Genomic DNA, 20,444 nt, shown 5'->3' on the forward strand with positions numbered 1-20,444 from the left:
TCTCCGCGCTGTCGAGTTGCCCCTGTGTCTGGTTGGCGGCATCATCCGCGATGGTTTGCGCCGCATCGATGGCATCCTGCAGTGTGGTGCGTGCTGCAGTAGGCGCGTCGCCGACATTCGATCCTTCGGGATGATCGGTCAGCGCCTGCTCGGCGTCGGCGATGGCGCTCAGCAGCGCCGAAGCATTGCCCGCACCGATGACGGTGCCGAGGAACGTCGCGGTAGCCGCCTCGAGCGTCGATTCTGCACTGTCAAGTTGCCCCTGAGTCTGGTTCGGCGCATCATCCGCGATGGTTTGCGCGTCATCGATGGCATCCTGCAGCGTGGTGCGTGCTGCAGCAGGCGTATCGCCGACGTTCGCCCCTTCGGGATGATCGGTCAGCGCCTGCTCGGCGTCGGCAATCGCGCTCAGCAGCGCCGAAGCATCGCCTGCGCCAATGACCGTCCCGAGGAACGCAGTCGTCGCCGCCTCGAGCGTCGTCTCCGCGCTGTCGAGCTGGGCCTGCGTCCGGTTCGGGGCATCATTTGCGATGGCTTGCGCGTCGTTGATGGCAGCCTGCAGCGTGGTACGTGCCGCAGCAGGCGTATCGCCGACGTTCGCCCCTTCGGGATGATCGACGAGCGCCTGCTCGGCGTCGGCGATGGCGCTCAGCAGCGCACTCGCGTCGCCGGCGACCAGGATATTGGTTACCGAGATGGTTTCAACCGTTTCACTGCCCGCATCATCGCGTGCATATACGGTGTAGGTCCCGTTGGCGGCGGCCGCGAAGCTGCGCGGGCCCGTGATGTCGGCCCCGGCCCCGGCGAAGTCGGCCGCGCTACGATTGCCGGACAGCCATTGCAGGCTGTCCAGGCCGTTGCCGTCGCCGTCAAGCTGCACATCGACCGACACCGTCACCGGGTCGAACGTGTCGGCGGTCGTGGACGGCGTCAGCGTCAGCTCGGGCGCATCCGGCATCGCAACCGTGTGCGCGATCGGATCGGACGTGAATGCGGTGTAATTGTCATCGCCTGCATAGTGAACGGTCAGACTGTGCGAGCCGACCGACAGGGTAGAGACGTTCAGCGTGGCTGTGCCGCTTGCATTCAGCGTCGCATGGCCGAGCGGAGTCGCGCCGTCCCGGAACGTGACGGTCCCGGTCGGGGCGTCCAGGTCGCCGGAGACGGTGGCCGTCAGCGTGATTTCTTCGAGATAGGTCGACGTGGATTGCGAGACGCCCAGGCCTACCGTCGGGCTAAAGGGCAGTGGACTTGGCGCCAGGCCGTACCCCAGCCCCCACGCCCATATTCGACCATCGGCGTCGAGAGCAAAGGATCTTTCAAAGCCGGCCGTAATCGAAGTGAATTGAACGGGAGTGCCGTCGTCCGTGACCTTGACCGGACCGACGGTTCCAGTCGTCCCGTCGCCGAGCTGCCCGTGGTTATTTTTCCCCCACGCCCACAAGTCGCCGTTCGTATCGAGCGCGAGTACGTAATGATTGCCGCCGGAAACTTGGGTAAAGGTCACCGTATTGCCGCCATCGGTGACGGTCAGCTTCTCGGGGGCCCAGGTCTGAGTCGCATCGGCATAGCCTTCGCCGAGCTGTCCGAACGCGTTGTCGCCCCAGATCCAGATCTCGCCGTCGTCTTCAAGCGCGAGGGCAAGATGCGTACCGTTTCCGAAACCTGCGCCAACGGAAACGGCTTGAAATTGAGCGGGCGTTCCACCATCGGTCAGGTCAAACTTTTGGGTCTGGCCGCCGACAACTGCGATTTGCCACAAGCGGTTGTTCGAATCAAGAGCGATTGCCTGCGCATTATAGGCAGAGATGGAGAGGAATTCGACCGGGCTTCCGCCGTCGGTCAGACCGAGCTTGATTGGAATCAAGCTATCTGGCGAAGTTGCAGATATGCGACTACCCCATCCCCAGATCTCGCCGTTCTCGTCGAGCGCATAGGACACGTTCCGACCAGCAGCGACCGAGGAAAAGAAGACCTCCTCCGAGCCTGCATCGGTAATGGCAAGCTTGCCCCAGGACAAGGATGCGTTCGTGCTTCCATTGCCTAATTGTCCAACGTTGTTACTTCCAGCTGTCCAGATTCGTCCTGCACCGTCCAGTGCGATGCTGTGCTCAAATCCGACCTCTGCCTGCTGAAACGTAACCGGTACGCCGCTATCGCGAACGTCAATCTGCAGCGGAGTAGCGGTGGCAGTGGTAGTACCGTTGCCGAACTGGCCGACGGCATTGGTCCCCCAGGCCCACATATGCCCCTCGCTATCCAGTGCCAATGATGCAAGGTTCTGACTCGCAACATCTGTAAACACAGCCGCAGCCGCTGCCGCCTTGGGCGGCAGAATCAGCGGCCCGAATGCGAGCAGCAGTGAAATGAATAATAAGATTCCTTTTTTCATTGTCCAGCATCCTTTCCCGACTTCAAGTACGATACGCTCAGACCATCATATACCCTGCTAATGAAAGATTAATGAAAGACTCGGGAGAGCCGGTGTGTTGAACGCATCATGCGCCGGCGGACTGAACAAAAGTGCTACTTTTTGCGCCGTTCAGGCCAAGTAATCGGAGAATGGCTCCGGTATAATGAAGGCAACTCAAGAAAAGAAAGGGGTTTCAAACAGATGACGACGACAAGCGCGGTATCGGATTTTCAATTGACGGACGAGATGGTGGAGCATTTTTATCGGGAGGGGTACTTCTACGCGCCGGGCTTCATCAATCAGGAGACGGTGGACGCGATCAACCGCGAGAACGAGGCGTATGCCAACACGAAGGGCGACGGCGAATGGAAAAGCAAGGGGTTCGTTCACATCGATGAGGCGCGCGAGCCGTATCCGGCGACGACCCGCTTCCTGATCGAGCCGCAGATCATCCGCGTCTATGAGCGCATCCTCGGCGCTGACGTGAAGCTGTGGCAGGGCATGTACGCGGTCGTCGAGCCGCAGGGCAACGGACTGGCCTGGCATCAGGACAACCAGTATACGCATGTGCTGGGGCATATGCTCAACGGCTTCGTAGCGCTGGACGCAATCTCCGAGGCCAATGCCGGCCTGTGGATTGCGCCGCGTTCGCACCGCCAGGGCCGGCTGGCCAATCTCAATGAAGAGGGCAGCTCGCATCGCCGGGCGGCCGAGCCGGAGAACGGCATGCCGTGCAAGCCGATGAAGCCGGGCGACGCGGTCATCTTCCACCGCGAGACGCTGCATCACAGCAAGCGCAATCACACGGACGCGCCGCGTCGCGCGTTTGCCTTCCAGGTGGCGTCGGCCAACTGCCGCTATGCCGAGACGGGCAAGCTGCTCACCGATCGCGACGACCTGTCCGCATACGCGAAGTAAAGGGCCTTCGGCACCGGATCAGAAGCTAGGGAACGAGTCAGATAGCGGAGGCGTCCATTCAGGCCGTCCAGGCAGTGCTGTGTGGGATAAACGAATCGCATGGCCATGCGACGTGCAACATATGCGCATGCAGTAGGTCGCTACTAAAGAGCCTCACGCATCGCTGGCTCCGCCGCCGCCCTCAGCGCGGAATTGGCGCGGCGAGACGCCGCGAAACGCCTTGAACTGACGGTTGAAGTAGCTCACCGAGCTGTAGCCGCTCTCGAAGGCGATCTCGGTAATCGGCATCGCGGAGTGCAGCAGCAGATGGACGGCGTGCTGCAGCCGCAGCCGGTTCACGAAGTCGTTGGGCGTCAGCGCGGTGAGCCGTACGAATTGCTGGTAGAAGGTCGTCTTTTTGAGCCCGGAGGCGCGAATGACGTCCTCCATGTCGACCGGCTCGCGGAATTGCCGCAGCAGCCGCTCGACCGCCCCGACGATGCCGCCTCCCGGCGCGCTGTCTTCGCCTGTGCGGGCATCCTGCCGGAGCGCGAGGAAGTAGCGGGCGATCTGGACGAGGATCTCGATCAGGCAGGCGAATTGGCGGCTCTGCCAGCCGGGTCTTCCGCGCTCCTCTTCCTCGACGGCCTGTCCGGCCGCCGCTCGGATGGCCGCAGCCTCGGCGGAGTGCGCCGGGATGAGCGGCCGCCAGTCGGTGGTATAGAACGGCGCCAAGAGCGCGGAGCCGTCCGGGATGTGGCGGACGACGGCGGGGGAGAGCAGCAGCATGATCCAGGCCGCGGGCCGCTCCTGGTCCTCGGCGAGATTCCAGTGCGGGTCGAACGGCCGGAAGACGAAGATGTCGCCCGGCTTGCCGACGTAGTCGCCTTGGGCGAGATGATAGCGAATATTGTTTTCCAGCAGAATGCTGACCTCCAGCGTGTCGTGCATGTGCATCTCGTGCTCGGTGAGCCGGGCGAGCTTGCGAGTGAAGGCGAATTCCTGCGTGAGCCGAATGTCGGCATATTCCATAATGCGATCACCATCCGTGGCCGCGGGCTTTGCGGCATGGTTTTTACTTTAGAAGGGTTGCTGAACAGTGCTCTAACGGACATCAGCGACGCTTAGCGCACGAATGGCACACACGCGCGGCTCTAACGGACACTAGCGACGCTTAGCGGGAGATTGCGCCATGTAAAGGGGGCGCGATACCCGCTAAGCGATTCTCCTGACCGTTAGACGGGGAAGGAGCCCGTAAAAAGGCGCTGAGCTGCTCCCATGTCCGTTAGAGCCGGTATGCTTCTCGTGACTGGACTGAGGTACTGATCACTATAGCATAAAACGCAGGTTCGATTCATGTATCCAATGCACGTATCCAATGCACATATCAATGCAATCAATGCGATCAAGGCGCGGGCACGTAAGCGGTCCGCGCCCGATCAGGCAAGGAGGACAAGTCATGCAATACAATCTGTTTCCCGGTTCGGAGCAGCAGGTCAGCCGCCTCGGCTTCGGCGCGATGGGGCTGGGCGGCTGGTTCGAGGCCAAGGACGAGGCGTACATGGTCCGCTCGGTGCTGCTCGCGCTGGAGCGCGGCGTCAATCTGATCGATACGGCGCGCGCCTACGGCGATTCGGAACGCATCATCGGCGAGGCGCTGCGCCAGTGGAAGGGTGAGCGGCCGTTCGTCGCGACCAAGCTGCTCGCCGGCGCCGCGCCGGCCGGCATGCTGCCCGGCGCGGGCATGCATTACCCGCTGCCGGTAGAGACGGCCTATCCGCCGGGCTCCATTACCGAGAGCGCGCATGCGTCGCTGCGGGAGCTCGGCGTCGACGCGGTCGACCTGCTGCAGCTGCATACGTACTGGCCGCAGTGGGACGACGCGGACTACTGGATGGAGGAGCTGATCCGGCTCAAGGAGCAGGGCAAGGCCCGCTTCATCGGCATCTCGCTGCCCGATCATCGCCACGACCTGGCGTACGGGCTGATCCGTTCCGGTGCGATCGACTCGGTGCAGACGGTGCTGAATATTTTCGACTCGGTGGCGCTGGACAGCCTGGTGCCGATCTGCCAGCAGCATGACGTGGCTGTCATCGCGCGGGTCATCCTGGACGAGGGCGGGCTGACCGGATTCCTGCAGGCGGATACCGAGATTCCGGAGAGCGACTACCGGCACAATTACTTCGACGTCCTGCCGCGGCAGGTGTACCTGGACCGCGTGGAGCGGCTGCGCAGCTACATTCCGGAGCATGCGGAGAGCCTGACCGAGCTGGCGATTCGCTTTGCCATGCAGCATCCGGGCGTGACGACGGCGCTCACCTCGATGCATCGCCACGACTACGCCGCCGAGAACATTGCAGCCGCAGGCAAGGCGCCGCTGGATGATGCGTTCTTCGAGAAGATCAAGATTCGCGAGCGCTGGATTCGGCATTTCTATCATGCGCGGAGGCATCTCGTATGAGTGCGGGGCGTGGAGCGGATCGGTCAGGGGCGGGCGCAGGCGCGGGGGCAGGCGAGGGCAACGGAGCGACAGCGGCAGATGCCGGCGCGACAGCGGACGGACGGGGCGCAGACGTGGACGGGGGAGCTGGCCAAGTAGCGGGCGAAGCGGCAAGCCAGCATGCAGGAGGCGGCACACAATCGGACAAGGTTGCATGGAGCGAGCTGCTGCCGCACGCGTTCAAGGCGCGCCTGGCCGAGCGGCCGCTCGTCTATCTGCCGCTCGGCCTGTGCGAGCCGCACGGGCAGATCAGCGCCTTCGGGCTCGATACGCGCAAGGCCGAGCATCTGTGCTACACGGTAGCCCGCAGCCATGGCGGCATCGTCGCGCCGACGCATGAATACCATATTCACGAGAACGGGCCGTCGGCGGGTTTTCTGGAGGCCAATATCGGCGAGACGAACCCGCATTTCACGGGTGTGCCGTCGTTTATTTTCTTCCACTTCCTACTCTATCAGCTGCGCGCCTTTCACAATGCCGGGTTCGCGGGAGCGATCGTGCTGTCCGGACACGGCGGGGCGCATATCGGCGATCTCAAGCGGGTGACGGCGGCGTTCGCCGAGACCTTTGACTTCCCGGTCTGGTACGGCACCGACTTCGAGCTCGCGGGCGATGCGTATCCCGGCGATCATGCCGGCAAGTACGAGATCTCGGTCATGATGCATCTGCATCCCGAGGGGATCGATTGGGACAGGGCGGCGCTGGAGGCGCAGCCCGGCAGCGGCGGCCGCTTCGCGCTCGGCCCGGATGCCGGAGAGGCGAGCGCTGCGCATGGCGCGCGCATCGTCGAAGCGTGCGCGGCGGCGCTGGGCGAGCTGTCCGACAAGATGGCGGCCGGCTACGGCGGCGCCGCTGCCTTGGAGGAGGCCGAGCGCCGCGCGCTGATCGGCTATGATGAGATCGAGGTCTTGTGGCGGCGGTTGTCAAGCCAGGACGACTGGGCCTCGATCCGGCCGCGCGAGGGCCAACAGCCGGTCGCGGAGCAGTCGCGCTGGAAGCCATATGAGTATGCGCGCATGCGCTAGGCGAATAAGCGCAAAATGTGAGGCTGCAGAGCAGAATCCGCTCCAGCTGCGGAAATAAGCGCAAAATGCGACGCTACAGAGCGGAATCCGCTCCGGCGGCGGGAATAAGCGCAAAATGTGAGGCTGCACGGCGGAATTTGCTCCGGCGGCGGGAATAAGCGCAAAATGTGAGGCTGCACGGCGGAATTTGCTCCGGCGGCGGAAATAAGCGCAAAATGCGACGCTACAGGGCGGAATCCGCTCCGGCGGCGGGAATAAGCGCAAAATGTGAGGCTGCACGGCGGAATTTGCTCCGGCGGCGGAAATAAGCGCAAAATGCGACGCTACAGAGCGGAATCCGCTCCGGCGACGGGATTTGTTTTTTCATGCAGGCATGGCTTCAACTTATAATCCAGAAACAGGCGGATTCTCGTGTCGAGAACCCGCCTGTTTCGCATATCTTCAGATCGAGTCGGATCTCGACCGATGCGGCTATCGCCCCGTGCTCGATTGGATCTCCCTTTTGCATGTTGCATAAGGTGATCGGGTCTCTCCACTAGCTGCGCGCTCGTGCGCGTCATTTAGCCGCGCGCGTTCATGAGCCAGCCGCTGGAAGGCAGGATCCAGGCTGCTTGCATCATCGTTCCGCGGAAGTAGGTGTATTGATCGAGCGCTTGGGCGGCGGGGTTCATCAGCTCGATGGCCGGCTGCTGCCGCAGCCGCTCGATCGTCTGATGCAGCATGCGCAGCCATCCGGCAGCCGCCGTCATCTCGCGCCGGACGCGCGGGGCGTCCTCCTCCAGCGCGGCATGTAGCCGCGCCTCGTCCAGCACCCAGCCCTGACGCGGCTCTGCGGCGAGCCCGATGCGCTCAGCGGCGTAGGTACGAATACAGGCGTCGATGTCGCGCTGCAGCGTCGGGTTGAGGTGGCCGGACAATGCCGCATGGAGGCTGTGCAGCTCGCTGATGCGGGCTGCGACCTCGGCGAGCTGACGCGTCACGGCATCGCGGTCGAAGCCGACGCGCACAGTGACGATCGTCTCGCCGGCCTGGCGCAGCGACAGCCGCACGCGACCTCCGTCCAGCGACAGGACATTGCCCTCAGTCTCGGCCTCGGCGCCGTTAACCAGACATCGGGCATTGCGAGCCGGCGCGTCGATCTTGCCCAAGCCGGTGGCGCTGATCGCGCTGCCGCTTGCTTCGTCGTGAATCGCGAAGGCGTGCTCCGGTCCGGAGCTGGCGGCGCATAGCTCGAGCTGCAGCGTGCCGGCTTGCTTGTCCTCGCGGATCGCGGCAGTATAAGCCGGGCCGAGCTGCTGCAAGGCGTAATACAGCTTGCCCAGCGCGTGCGCGTTCAGGTCGCCGGGCACGATGGTCACATCCAGCGCGTGCTGCGTTTCGGCCGATTGTATCGTGAAGCGATGCGTACCGGGCTCGATGAGCGAGGGAGCGTTTTTGACGACCTCGTAGCTGCGGTTGCGCTGTCCGGAGGCGAGCGCTTGCACCTCGAGCGCATAGCTCTGCAGGTAAGCGCCACGATCCGCCTCGCCCTCCAGCCCGTCCCGATCCGCATAGACCGCGCGTTCCTCCCAAGCCGTGGTAGACGCGGCCAGCATCGTCAGGATGGCACGCTCGGCCTCGCCAGCCGCTATCAGCCATCGCTTCACGCTGGTTGCGGCTTGGCGAGCGGACTTGTCCCGCTTGCTGCGTGTCGGCAAAGCCGTATACTCGGCGAGCATCGCCCGTTCCTCGCGCAACGGGTAATGGCCGTAAGGTGTAATCTGCTGAATCGGGTGCGTCCCGTAATGACGCATGCGCACCCCGCTCATGATGCCATTCATCGCGTTCCCTCCATTTCATGCCGCCCGAGCGGCAGAGGTAATAGGTTACTTATACTATACCCAATTTTGTCCGTTATGTAACGACTCGCGACGGGCATGCCGCGTGCGGCATGCCCGGAGTGCGCGTGTGCGAGGTCTGATTGGCCATAGATCGGCTGACGCCTTGCGCCAATGAATTCAGTATAGCACTGCTATGCAGGCTGCCCTACAGAATGAGGAACAGCAGCGCCAGCAGCGCCAGGTCAAGTCCGATCGGCGGTCCGAACGGACGATAGGGGCCGTAGCCGTAAGATCCGTATGGTGCACCGAAGGCGCGCGTGTGCACCTGCGGGCCTCCTTTGCCTTTACGGGCCTTGCGCCGGGCGGTGCGGTGCGGCTTGTTGAGCGTCTCCAGACGCTCTCCCTCGGTATACGCCTCCTCGCAATCGGGCGCTTCGTTGAGCATCAGGCGACCGCCGCCGCAGCTGGTGAGGATGCCGACATGGCGCGTGCCATCCTGCATCACGGCGCAGACGAGCTGCCCGCAGAATTGGTTGATGCGTGCTTCCTCCAGCGGAAATATCGGTTCCATGGTGGGATTCCCTCCTTAAACGCGGTTATACCGACACTATATTCATCTACAGGCGAATGTGTATGGATGGATACCCAGATTGTGCACTGTGGTATAATGAAGGCGATTATTCATACGAACAAGGTGTGTGATGAAGGTGAATGAACGGCAACGTCGCGTCAATGGCATCGCGCTCGCGCTGCTCGTGCTGGCGGTGGCGAGCGCCTGGCTGATCGTCGACCAGCGGCGCGAGCGTGCGGGCGGCGGCGAGCCGGAGGGCTCCGCGCTGCTCCATGATATGGACAGGCTCTGGGACTGGGCCGGACCGCAATTGCAGGGCGGCGCCTCGGCGGCGTCGTGGTCGGTGCGATGGGACGGCGAGCTGACGCATGCGCAGCTGGACGCGCTCGCGCAGCAGCTGCGCATGCAGCCGCCGGCGCCCGGTGGGAAGACGGCGCAAGCGCTGCGCCAGGATGCCAGCGGCACGCTGCGCATGTGGATGACGCCGGCGGCGGGCGCCGCGGACGGAGGCTGGGCCGTCCTGCTCTATGAGGGTCGAGCAGGACAGCCGCTGGCCGTGCTGCACCAGGCGGTCGACGGCATCGAGACGGTGCTGAAGGCAGAGGAGCTGGACCTGCGTCCATATGTCACGCTGCGCGGCGAGGCGAGGAGCGCGGAGGCGGCGCAGACGGTGGCGGGCAAGGCCGGCGGCGAGCTGGTGGAGAGTTACGACGACGGCCGCACGGCGAGTATGACGTACTATTCGGAGCAGTTGCGCTTGCGTACGCAGAGCGGCGGCAACGCTGTCAATTTGCAGCTTGCGCTGCGCCGCGGCAGCGCAGAGGCGCCGGACGCGCTGATTGCGGGCGCGCCGCTCATTACCGGCGATTATACGCCGTAGCGAATGACGCTCTCCCGTTCTGGATGCTTCGATCAGTTTTTTTTATAAGTGCCGAATAGCGAATTGCAATTGAATATGCTACACTACATTACAAACAAGCACCAAAATACATACGAGAGAATGAGGGATTATGACCGAACAAGCGAGAACCGAAGCAGCCGCGACGGCAGGCGCGGTTTATTATCTTTTTGGCGCGACAGGCGACCTGGCACGGCGCAAGCTGTTCCCGGCCTTGTTCAGCCTATATAAGGAAGGCAAGCTAGGCGACGACTTCGCTGTGGTGGGATTGGCGCGGCGGCCGCGCACGGACGAGCAATTCCGCAGCGACATCTACGAATCGATCGGCGAATTTTGCCGTTACAAGGCGACCGATACCGAGCTGTGGAACCGCTTTGCGGAGCACTTCGTCTATATGTCGCTGGACATCAACAACGTCGAAGGCTTCCGCGATCTGAACCGATTGAGCGGGCATCTGGATGACAAGTTCGGCATCGCCGGCAATCGGCTGTTCTATCTGGCGCTGGCGCCGGAGCTGTTCGGCCCGGTGTCATTCAACCTGCGCGACGGCGGTCTGCTGGAGTCGAAGGGCTGGCACCGCGTCGTCATCGAGAAGCCGTTCGGCTACGATCTGCCGTCGGCCCAGGAGCTCAACGACCAGATCACCCAGGTGTTCCGCGAGGAGGACATCTATCGCATCGACCACTATCTCGGCAAGGAGATGGTGCAGAATATCGAGGTCATCCGCTTCGCCAATGCCTTGTTCGAGCCGCTGTGGAACAACAAACACATCGCCAACGTGCAGATCACGCTATCGGAGACGGTCGGCGTCGAGGATCGGGGCGGCTATTACGACAAGTCCGGCGCGCTGCGCGACATGGGGCAGAATCACATGCTGCAGCTGCTGACGATGATCGCGATGGAGCCGCCGAGCCGGCTGCACGGCGAGGACATCCGCGACGAGAAGGTCAAGGTGCTGCGCTCGCTGCGGCAGTACGAGACGGACGAGGACGTGCGGGCGCATGTCGTGCGCGGCCAGTACGGGTCGGGCGAGGCGCGCGGCAAGGCGCTGCCGGGCTACCGCGAGGAAGACAAGGTCGATCCGCAGTCGGCGACGGAGACGTACTTCGCCGCCCGGGTGCTGGTGGACAATCTGCGCTGGGCAGGCGTGCCGTTCTACATCCGCACCGGCAAGCGGCTCCCGGTCAAGACGACCGAGGTCGTGGTCGAATTCAAGAATATTCCGAACAACGTGCTGTTCGGCCAGCGCCACGATCTCGCGCCGAATCTGCTCGTCATCCGCGTCAATCCGATGGAGGGCATCTATCTCAAGATCAACGCCAAGCAGCCCGGCTCGGATACGGCGGTGCAGCCGGTGGCGATGGAATTCTGCCAGAGCTGCCAGATCGGTCTCAATACGCCGGAGGCATACGAGCGTCTCATCTACGACGCCTCGCGCGGCGACGCGACCTACTTCACGCGCTGGGACGAGGTGTCCGAGGCGTGGCGGTTCGTGGACAAGATCGCGGCGGCCTGGAAGTCCGGCGCGGGCGATCTGCAGCAGTATCCGGCGGGCTCGTGGGGCCCGGAGCGCTCGCACGAGCTGCTGGGCGAGGACGGCTTCCACTGGTGGCCGGTCAACGGGCAGGATGAGGATAATGTCATCTGGATCACGAATACGGGCAAGTAAAGCATAATCTGCATAAATCGGGATGAACAACAGCGTCTCCGCTTCCGCTGCCTGGCGGTGCGGCAGACGCTGTTCGTCCGTGAAGCGCATTGGTCCGAGTAGCGGTCGATGTCCGTCTGTGAGGCGCGCCGAATACGTGCGTTGTCATGCGTAGCGGTGCGCGCCGAAGAGGGCGCAAGATTATTCGGATTAGGGCGTGCCGACGGGCAGGCGAATTCTAGATAATGAAGGGATGGCATGTATGAGCAAAGTAGACACCGGGGAGCTGGCGAAGGAGGTCGAGCGGCGGCGGACGTTCGCGATCATCTCTCACCCCGATGCGGGCAAGACGACCTTGACCGAGAAGCTGCTGCTGTATGGAGGCGCGATCCGGCTGGCCGGCACGGTCAAGGCGCGCAAGGCGAGCAAGCACGCGACCTCAGACTGGATGGAAATCGAGAAGCAGCGCGGCATCTCGGTCACCTCGAGCGTGATGCAGTTCGACTATCTCGGCCACCGCATCAATATTCTGGATACGCCGGGTCACCAGGACTTCAGCGAGGACACCTATCGCACGCTGACGGCCGCCGACAGCGCGGTCATGCTGATCGACGTCGCCAAGGGCGTCGAGGCGCAGACGATCAAGCTGTTCCAGGTGTGCCGGCAGCGCGGCATCCCGATCTTCACCTTCATCAACAAGCTCGACCGCGAGGGCCGCAGCCCGTTCGAGCTGATGGAGGAGCTGGAGCAGGTGCTCGGCATCCGCTCCGTGCCGATGAACTGGCCGATCGGCATGGGCCGCGAGCTGTGCGGCGTGTACGACCGGATGAACGATCAGGTGGAGCTCTTCCAGGGCAACGACCACTCCACGATCGAGGTGCGCAAGGTCGGCGACTACAACGATCCGATCATCCGCGAGATGGCGGGCGAGTACCTGCACGACCAGCTGCGCGAGGAGCTGGAGCTGCTCGACGTGGCGGGCGATCCGTTCGATCTCGACAAGGTGAGCCGCGGCGAGCTGACGCCGGTGTTTTTCGGCAGCGCGGTCAATAATTTCGGCGTACAGACGTTCCTGGAGAGCTTCCTCAAGCTGGCCCCCAAGCCGGCACCGCGCCAGAGCACGGAGGGCGAGGTGCTGCCGACGGAGCCGCGGTTCACCGGCTACGTCTTCAAGATCCAGGCCAATATGAACCCGGCCCATCGCGACCGGATCGCCTTCCTGCGCATCTGCTCCGGCCGCTTCGACCGCGGCATGAGCGTCAAGCATGTGCGCGTCGGCAAGGACATCAAGCTGTCGCAGCCGCAGCAGTTCCTGGCGCAGGACCGGGATATCGTCGAGTCGGCCTATCCGGGCGACATCATCGGCTTGTTCGACCCGGGCATCTTCCGCATCGGCGACTCGCTGGCGCAGGGCGGCGGGGTCGTCTTCAACGAGCTGCCGACGTTCTCGCCGGAGCTGTTCGCCAAGGTGACGGTCAAGAACGCGCTCAAGCACAAGCAATATCAGAAGGGGATCGACCAGCTCACTGAGGAGGGCACGGTCCAGGTGTTCCGGACGGCGAGCTTCGACGAGACGATCCTGGGCGTGGTCGGGCAGCTGCAGTTCGAGGTGTTCGAATACCGGATGCGCGTCGAATACGGCGTCGAGATCCAGCTGCATCGGATGCCGTACCAGTTCGCCCGCTGGCTCGTCGCCGACAAGATCGACCCGGCCAAGTTCCGCATCAATTCGACGCTCGTCAAGGACAAGAAGGACAACTATGTCGCCCTCTTCGAGAACGAATACGCGATGCGCACCGCAATCGACAAAAATCCGGACGCGCAGTTCCTGGAGACCGCGCCTTAGCGGTGGGTGATGCGGCGCTAGGGCGCACGCTGCGGCGAATCGGGGCATGACGCAGACGGGAGCACGGCGCGGTAAGCGGAGCAATGGGGCGCCGCTGTCGTGGGAAGGAGCGTGATGCTGAGCTATGGAGTGCCGGTGTCGTGGCACGGTGCGTAATGCGGCGATACGGGGTGCCGCTGCATAGGTCTGGTGCGTGATGCGGTGATGCGTGGTGCCGCTGCATAGGTCTGGTGCGTGATGCGGCGATGCGGGGTGGCGCGCTGCATAGGTCTGGTGCGTGATACTGAGCTATGGGTGCCGATGACGCGGGGTGGAGCGAGCTGCCGCGTTACACAATGTCTGCACCCGGTTCCCGGGGAACTGCAAAAATACAGTTATTTTGTTTGCTAGCTAGTCGGGCATTGGCGTGAACTGTAAAAGTACAGTTAATTGCATTAAAAAGGCGCTTCAAGGCGCGAAGTAACCCCAAATAACTGCACTTATGCAGTTGAATCTCAAAAATCAGGTGTTGGGGGCAAAAATAACTGCACTTTTACAGTTCGAGGCATGCTTGCGGCAACATCGCTAGGTCAGCGGTTGGCAACATGGCGAGCGGCGGCAACATCGCTAGGTCAGTGATTGGCAACATGGCGAGCGGCGGCAACATCGCTAGGTCAGTGGTTGGCAACACGGCGAGCGGCGGCAATGTCGGCAGGTCTGGGCTGAGTGACTTGGCGTGCAACTGCTTCATCACTACTGCCGTGGTGGCTGATCAAGCGCATCTGCGATGTGCCGGGCATGCAGCAGCTCGCGGGCGAGCGCTTGCTCAATCTCGACATTGCGGGAGCGAATCCAGCGGGGCATGCGGAAGGCATCGATGATCCACCACACGAACGTCACGGCCAGGCCGAGCACGGTCAGGCTGAGCGCGAGTTGAACGGCGCCGGTCAGTGGACGCCCCATATAGAAGCGATGGCCGCCGAACAGACCGACAAAATACCACACGACATAGGCGACGGCCGGCTGCTTGGCGCAGGCGGCCATCGCCGTGCGCAGGGAAGCCTGTTCTTGCTCTGTGAGCTGCAGCCGCAACGAATAGGATGGGAACATCGCCAACCTCCTCCGGGATCGCCCGCTGCGGGTCATTCGAAGGAACGGATGGAAGCGGGCAGGTGCATTTAGTATAGCATGGGGGGCTGGAGCGCATGAATACCTTTTTCGGTCCGCAAGGATCTTCCTTCGTCGCGTATTCGACGCAGCATCTCGCGGCGCTGGCCGGACTAGCCATTGCTCTGCTGCTCATCGTGCTGCTGCGCCGTCCGCTGCGTGGCAGGCCTGGGGCACAGCGCGCGCTCCGCCACGGGCTGGGCGCGTTGCTGCTCGTTTTATTTGCCTTGCTGCAGCTATGGTACATCGTCAACGGACGCTGGAGCGCTGCCGAGTCGCTGCCGCTCCAGCTCTCCACCCTGACGCTGCTGCTGGCCGCGGTGCTGATGTTCCGGCCCGGGCGGCGGCTGTTCGAGTTCGTCTACTTCGCGGGTATCGGCGGGGCGCTGCAGGCGCTGTTCACGCCGGTGCTTGACGTCGGATTCCCGCACTTCTGGTACGTCTACTTCTTCGCCGGTCACGGCGGCACGGTGCTCGCGCCGCTCTATCTCGCCGTCGTGGAGGGGTATCGCCCGCGCGGCTGGGGCGCGGTGGTGCGCACAGTGCTATGGATTGATGCGCTCGTGCTGCTGCTGCTGCCGATCAACGCCTGGACCGGGGGCAACTACATGTTCGTCTCGCGCAAGCCGTCGACGCTGTCGCTGCTGGACGCGCTCGGGCCGTGGCCGTGGTATCTGGTCTGGCTGCAGCTCGTGGCGCTGCTCTTGTTCGCGGTGCTGATGCTGCCGTTCTCGCTGGCGCGGCGCCGGGAGGGGCGGCGCCAGCGGCCGGGCAAGCAGGATGCCTCGGCGGCGGGGCCTCGCTAGCCGGCCTCGCTGATGGAGTCCCGTTAGCCGGCCTCCGCGAGCCTGGGGATGGCGCGGCCTGTTAGCAGGGTCCCCGCCGGACTGGCGCAGCTTGCGCCTGGGTTGCGGATCGGCCCCAATCGCGGCAATGGCCGTGTCATCGCGAACTCCCGCAGCTTGCGAAGGGGTTGCGGACCGGTGGTGGGCAACGGACAGTCTCTTCTTCAGTGTCGGCGATTAGCGGCTGTTGTGCGGATCGGCGATTGACACGGCATCGCTTTCATGCGAAAATGAACGCGTGTACATCATGGGATTGCCGCACGGCATTCCAAAGCGGAAGCAACGTGACAGGGGCCGCCATACAACAAGACGAAGTTCCATGATATGGGCACCATAGAAGTGGACGTAGCTCCATAATGTACGCGTGTACATGAGAAGCAATTCGACATGCAGGAGGAAGGACTTATTCTTAGAAAAGAAGTGGCGAAGCTGGCGGGGGTGTCGGAGGCGACGGTATCGCGCGTCATGAACGGCGCCCGGCCGGTGCGCGAGGCGACCAGGCGCAAGGTGCTGGAGGCGGCGGAGCGGCTCGGCTACGTGCCGAGTGCGCTGGCGCAGCAATTCGCGCGCAAGCGCAGCGGCAACATCGGCGTCATCGTGCCCTATGTGCCCAAGGTGCGGCTGTTCTCGACGTACTACTTCTCCGAGATCCTCAGCGGCATCGGCGAGGCGGCGCAGCAGCGAGGCTACGATATGCTGCTGATGTTCCGCTCGCCATACGAGGCGCGCGATTACGAGCGGCTGTACCGCACGCGCAAGGTCGACGCCTGCGTCATGCTCGGCTCGCAGGACACGCCCGGGGAGCTGGAGGCGCTCGCGCGACTGGCGGAGGCGGACCATCCGTTCGTGCTCGTCAATCAGCGTTTCGACGGCGCGCCGTTCGGCACGGTCGAGGCCGACCACGAGCAGGGCGGGTACGAGGCGACGCGCCATCTGCTCGGCCGGGGCTGCCGGCGCATCGCGCTGCTCAACGGGCCGCTCGTCTACTCCAACAGCGCCGACCGGCTGACGGGCTACCGGCGCGCGCTGGCGGAGGCGGGACTGCCGGCGGATCCGGGGCTCTGCTACGCTGGCAATTACAGCCGTACGAGCGGGGCCGCCGCCGCACCGGCGCTGGCGGAGGCGATCGCTCAGGGCCGGGTGGACGGCGTCTTCGCGGCCAACGATCGCATGGCGATCGGCCTGCTGCAGGGGCTGCGCGAGCGCGGGCTGCTGCCGGGCGCGGATGTGGCGCTGATCGGCTACGACGATTCGGAGGCGGCGCGCCTGACGGAGCCGCAGCTGTCGTCGGTCGCGGTGCCGTTCCACGCGCTGGGCGTGCGCGCGGCGCAGCGGCTGCTCGGTAGGACCGCGGACGGCTCTCCGGCTGACGACGCGTCGCCGGTCCTCGTGGAGAAGCTGCCGGTGCAACTCGTCGCCCGCGCCTCTTCGCTCACTTACACCCCGTCGGTCTGACAAGCGAAGCAATGTCATTACGAGGAAGCGAAAGGTGGAATCGGTTCATGTCAAATGTTCGTGTCGGAATGGTCGGTTATAAATTCATGGGCAAGGCGCACAGCAACGCTTACCGGGCGCTGCCGATGTTCCTGCCGGACGTGCCGCGTCCGGAAATGAAAATCATCTGCGGGCGTGATCCGCAGGGCGTGGAGCAGGCGCGCGCCCAGTTCGGCTGGCAGCACGCGATGACGGACTGGCGCGAGCTGGTGGCGTCGAGCGAGGTCGACCTGATCGACATCAACGCGCCGAGCGACGCGCACAAGGATATCGCGCTTGCGGCGGCTGCGGCGGGCAAGCATATATTCTGCGAGAAGCCGCTGGCGCTCACGCTGACCGACGCGCGGGAGATGCTGACAGCGGCGGAGCAAGCGGGCATCAAGCATATGGTCGGCTTCAACTACCGCTTCGCGCCGGCTGTGCAGTTGGCCAAGAAGCTGGTGGCCGATGGCCGGCTCGGACAGATCTATCATTACCGCGGCTGGTTCCTGCAGGACTGGATCATCGACCCGGACTTCCCGCTCGTCTGGCGGCTGCAGAAGGAGATCGCGGGCTCGGGCTCGCACGGCGATCTCGGCGCGCATCAGATCGATCTGGCGCGCTACCTCGTCGGCGAGTTCGACGAGGTCATCGGGATGAGCGAGACGTTCGTCAAGGAACGCCCGATGCCGACGGAGATGACCGGCTTGAGCGCCAAGGGCAGCAAGGACGCGCCGCGCGGCCCGGTCACGGTCGACGACGCGACGCTGTTCATGACGCGCTTTGCGAACGGCGCGCTCGGGAGCTTCGAGGCGACGCGCTTCGCGGCGGGCCATCGCTGCACCAATGCCTTCGAGATCAACGGCAGCAAGGGCAGCGTGCGCTTTGACTTCGAGCGGCTCAACGAGCTGGAGGTATACTTCACGGATGATGCCGAGGATGTGCAGGGCTTCCGCCGCGTGCTGGCGACCGATCCGGCCCATGCGTACATGGACGCATGGTGGCCGCCGGGCCACACGATCGGCTACGAGCATACGTTCACGCACGAGGTACACGAGCTGATGAAGGCGATCGCGGAGGATCGCCAGCCGTCGCCGAACTTCGTAGACGGGGTGAAGTGTCAAGAGGTGCTGGAGGCGGTAGACAAGTCGATCGCCGAGCGCCGTTGGGTCGAAATTACGGAGATGGGCTAAGCGGGAGCATCACAAGCAACGAAAGGCGGGATTGCGAAATGAAAAAAGCATTGATCGTATGGGGCGGCTGGCTCGGCCACGAGCCGGAGCAGGTATCGGCCATATTCCGGGAGCAGTTGGAGGCAGAGGGCTTTGAGGTCGAGGTGTCGGATACGCTGGACGCCTTCGCCGATGCAGAGAAGCTCAAATCGCTGGACCTGATCATTCCGAACTGGACGATGGGCCGCATCGAACAGCAGCTCGTGAGCAACGTCTCGGCTGCGGTGCAAGCCGGCACCGGGCTGGCGGGCTGCCACGGCGGGATGTGCGACGCCTTCCGCGAGAATGTCGACTGGCAGTTCATGACGGGCGGCAACTGGGTGGCGCATCCGGGCGGCAACCAGGTGGAATATACGGTGAATATCAAGCGCGGCTCGAGCCCGCTGGTCGAGGGCATGCCCGACTTCGAGGTCGTCTCCGAGCAATATTACCTGCATATCGATCCGGCCAACGAGGTGCTGGCGACGACGCGCTTCCCGACGACCCCGGGGCCGCACGACGCCAACGGGCCGGTCGACATCCCGGTCGCCTGGACCAAGCGCTGGGGGCTGGGCCGCGTCTACTACAATTCGCTCGGTCACATCGCGAGCGTCGCGGCGACGCCGGAGATGAAGGAAATGATGCGCCGCGGCTTCCTGTGGTGCGCCGAGGGCAAGGCCGTGGCGGAAGGCACGGGCGCAAAGGCCGGCGCCGCCTATACCGGGATGGAGGACAACCAGCTCTAAATGGAGAGCGGCATGAATTGAAGCAAGCCATGAAAGGAAGAGGGAACGTATGCGTACGATGAAAGTAGGCCTTATCGGCTGCGGAACGATCAGCAAAATTTATTTTACGAATCTGAAGTCCTATCCCGAGCTGGAGGTGGCGGCCTGCGCCGATCTGGACGTCGGGCGCGCCCGCGAGCGGGCGGAGGAGTTCGGCGTGCCAAAGGCGTACGGCGTCGATGAGCTGCTCGCCGATCCGGATATCGATATCGTCGTCAATCTGACGATCCCGCAGGCGCACGCCGCGGTCTGCATCGCGGCCCTGGAGGCGGGCAAGCATGTGTACGTCGAGAAGCCGCTGGCGGTGACGCGCGAGGAAGGGCTGGCGATCCTGGCCAAGGCGAAGGAAAAGGGGCTGCGCGTTGCGGGGGCTCCGGAGACATTCCTCGGCGGCGGGATTCAGACCTGCCGCAAGCTGATCGACGACGGCGCGATCGGCACGCCGGTGTCGGTGACCGGCTTCATGATTGGCGGCGGCCACGAGAGCTGGCATCCGGACCCGGCCTTCTATTATAAGGTTGGCGGCGGGCCGATGTTTGATATGGGGCCGTACTATCTGACCGCGTTCGTGAACCTGCTCGGTCCGATCCGTCGCGTCACCGGCTCGGCGGTCATCTCGTATCCCGAGCGCACGATCACGAGCAAGCCGAAGGCGGGGGAGAAAATCAAGGTCGAGACGCCGACGCATATTGCGGGCGTGCTGGATTTTGCGAGCGGCGCGGTCGGCACGCTGATCACCAGCTTCGATGCGAAGGGCCGCACCTCGCTGCCGAATATCGAGATTCACGGTAGCGAAGGCACGATGCTCGTGCCCGATCCGAATACGTTCGGCGGCGTCGTCAAGCTGCGCCGCGCCGGCGAGGAGGAGTGGCAGGAGATCCCGCTGACGCACGGCAATACGGGCAATAGCCGCGGCATCGGCGTCGCCGATCTGGCGCGCGCGGTAGCCTCGGGCGGGGCGCATCGCGCCAATGGCGAGCTGGCTTACCACGTGCTCGAAGCGATGCATGGCTTCCACGATGCCTCGCGCGACGGCAAGCACTACCTCATGCAGAGCACCTGCGAACGCCCGGAGCCGCTGCCGGCAGAATAGGGCATCGGCGAGAGGCTGAGCACGGCCGGCTGCAAGGGTCGGAGGGGCCGTCTGTCATCTGCGCCGACAGACGGCTGCAGCTTCGCCAGAGCGAAGGCGCTATACGAAAAATAGAGCGACACGCTATCAAGCGGCATGCATTGATAAAGCAGAAGGAATTGCATAACGAAAAAGTATCCTGTTCGGGGCTAATCCAGCCTCGTGACAGGATTTTATTTTTTTAAGCTGATCCGGTTGCTCGGGATGCTGCGAAAATAAGCGCATATAGTGAGG

Annotated in this window: 16 protein-coding genes; 11 read left to right on the forward strand and 5 right to left on the reverse strand. The window is 63.6% G+C overall.

Annotation, left to right across the window (positions count from 1 at the left end):
* On the reverse strand, nucleotides 1-2,392 hold a 2,392-nt coding region (locus IDH44_RS18485), incomplete at its 3' end, for an Ig-like domain repeat protein (RefSeq protein WP_190920284.1).
* 222 nt (nucleotides 2,393-2,614) lie between these two features.
* Here IDH44_RS18485 and IDH44_RS18490 point away from each other — a divergent pair.
* On the forward strand, nucleotides 2,615-3,331 hold the full coding sequence (locus IDH44_RS18490) for a phytanoyl-CoA dioxygenase family protein (RefSeq protein ID WP_190920285.1): 717 nt from the start codon (nucleotides 2,615-2,617) through the stop codon (nucleotides 3,329-3,331).
* A 153-nt stretch (nucleotides 3,332-3,484) separates the two neighbouring features.
* On the opposite strand, the gene IDH44_RS18495 is transcribed toward IDH44_RS18490, so the two are convergent.
* The gene (locus tag IDH44_RS18495; protein WP_190920287.1) at nucleotides 3,485-4,342 is read right to left on the reverse strand and encodes a helix-turn-helix transcriptional regulator; all 858 of its coding nucleotides are present in this window, start codon (nucleotides 4,340-4,342) and stop codon (nucleotides 3,485-3,487) included.
* A 427-nt stretch (nucleotides 4,343-4,769) separates the two neighbouring features.
* Here IDH44_RS18495 and IDH44_RS18500 point away from each other — a divergent pair, with 427 nt between their 5' ends.
* Both IDH44_RS18500 and IDH44_RS18505 read left to right on the forward strand, forming a co-directional pair.
* Entirely contained in the window at nucleotides 4,770-5,771 is a 1,002-nt protein-coding gene (locus IDH44_RS18500; RefSeq protein WP_190920289.1) for an aldo/keto reductase, read from the forward strand.
* On the forward strand, nucleotides 5,768-6,835 hold the full coding sequence (locus tag IDH44_RS18505; RefSeq protein WP_223869812.1) for a creatininase family protein: 1,068 nt from the start codon (nucleotides 5,768-5,770) through the stop codon (nucleotides 6,833-6,835). The genes IDH44_RS18500 and IDH44_RS18505 overlap by 4 nt, the downstream gene beginning before the upstream one ends.
* A gap of 560 nt (nucleotides 6,836-7,395) precedes the next feature.
* On the opposite strand, the gene IDH44_RS18510 is transcribed toward IDH44_RS18505, so the two are convergent.
* Nucleotides 7,396-8,655 carry a hypothetical protein gene (locus tag IDH44_RS18510; protein ID WP_190920291.1) on the reverse strand — a complete coding sequence of 420 codons (1,260 nt, stop codon included), beginning with the start codon at nucleotides 8,653-8,655 and terminating at the stop codon, nucleotides 7,396-7,398.
* A 205-nt stretch (nucleotides 8,656-8,860) separates the two neighbouring features.
* Nucleotides 8,861-9,226, reverse strand: a complete 366-nt coding sequence (locus IDH44_RS18515) for a hypothetical protein (RefSeq protein WP_190920292.1) — start codon at nucleotides 9,224-9,226, stop codon at nucleotides 8,861-8,863.
* Between the two features lie 136 nt (nucleotides 9,227-9,362).
* Here IDH44_RS18515 and IDH44_RS27225 point away from each other — a divergent pair, with 136 nt between their 5' ends.
* From IDH44_RS27225 to IDH44_RS18530, 3 genes are all read left to right on the forward strand, one after another.
* Nucleotides 9,363-10,106 carry a YwmB family TATA-box binding protein gene (locus IDH44_RS27225; protein ID WP_190920294.1) on the forward strand — a complete coding sequence of 248 codons (744 nt, stop codon included), beginning with the start codon at nucleotides 9,363-9,365 and terminating at the stop codon, nucleotides 10,104-10,106.
* Between the two features lie 130 nt (nucleotides 10,107-10,236).
* Complete coding sequence (gene zwf, locus IDH44_RS18525; protein ID WP_190920296.1) at nucleotides 10,237-11,793, forward strand: glucose-6-phosphate dehydrogenase; 1,557 nt, start codon at nucleotides 10,237-10,239, stop codon at nucleotides 11,791-11,793.
* 241 nt (nucleotides 11,794-12,034) lie between these two features.
* Nucleotides 12,035-13,618, forward strand: coding sequence for a peptide chain release factor 3 (locus IDH44_RS18530; protein WP_190920297.1), 1,584 nt, complete (start codon nucleotides 12,035-12,037; stop codon nucleotides 13,616-13,618).
* Nucleotides 13,619-14,350: 732 nt separating this feature from the next.
* Here the strand turns inward: IDH44_RS18530 and IDH44_RS18535 are convergent.
* Nucleotides 14,351-14,707, reverse strand: a complete 357-nt coding sequence (locus tag IDH44_RS18535) for a TM2 domain-containing protein (protein ID WP_190920299.1) — start codon at nucleotides 14,705-14,707, stop codon at nucleotides 14,351-14,353.
* 95 nt (nucleotides 14,708-14,802) lie between these two features.
* Between IDH44_RS18535 and IDH44_RS18540 the strand changes: the two genes are divergently transcribed.
* The 5 genes from IDH44_RS18540 to IDH44_RS18560 all read left to right on the forward strand — a co-directional run bounded on the left by IDH44_RS18540 (nucleotide 14,803) and on the right by IDH44_RS18560 (nucleotide 20,171).
* Nucleotides 14,803-15,570: a YwaF family protein gene (locus IDH44_RS18540; RefSeq protein ID WP_190920301.1), complete on the forward strand. Its 768-nt coding sequence runs from the start codon at nucleotides 14,803-14,805 to the stop codon at nucleotides 15,568-15,570.
* 426 nt (nucleotides 15,571-15,996) lie between these two features.
* Nucleotides 15,997-17,064 carry a LacI family DNA-binding transcriptional regulator gene (locus tag IDH44_RS18545; protein ID WP_190920302.1) on the forward strand — a complete coding sequence of 356 codons (1,068 nt, stop codon included), beginning with the start codon at nucleotides 15,997-15,999 and terminating at the stop codon, nucleotides 17,062-17,064.
* A gap of 47 nt (nucleotides 17,065-17,111) precedes the next feature.
* A complete protein-coding gene (locus IDH44_RS18550; protein ID WP_190920304.1) occupies nucleotides 17,112-18,275 on the forward strand; it encodes a Gfo/Idh/MocA family protein in 1,164 nt (387 codons plus the stop codon).
* 38 nt (nucleotides 18,276-18,313) lie between these two features.
* Nucleotides 18,314-19,039, forward strand: a complete 726-nt coding sequence (locus IDH44_RS18555; RefSeq protein ID WP_190920306.1) for a ThuA domain-containing protein — start codon at nucleotides 18,314-18,316, stop codon at nucleotides 19,037-19,039.
* Nucleotides 19,040-19,088: 49 nt separating this feature from the next.
* Nucleotides 19,089-20,171: a Gfo/Idh/MocA family protein gene (locus tag IDH44_RS18560; RefSeq protein WP_190920308.1), complete on the forward strand. Its 1,083-nt coding sequence runs from the start codon at nucleotides 19,089-19,091 to the stop codon at nucleotides 20,169-20,171.
* Nucleotides 20,172-20,444 lie beyond the last annotated feature (273 nt).

Source organism: Paenibacillus sabuli (assembly GCF_014705605.1).
Classification (GTDB): domain Bacteria; phylum Bacillota; class Bacilli; order Paenibacillales; family Paenibacillaceae; genus Paenibacillus_D; species Paenibacillus_D sabuli.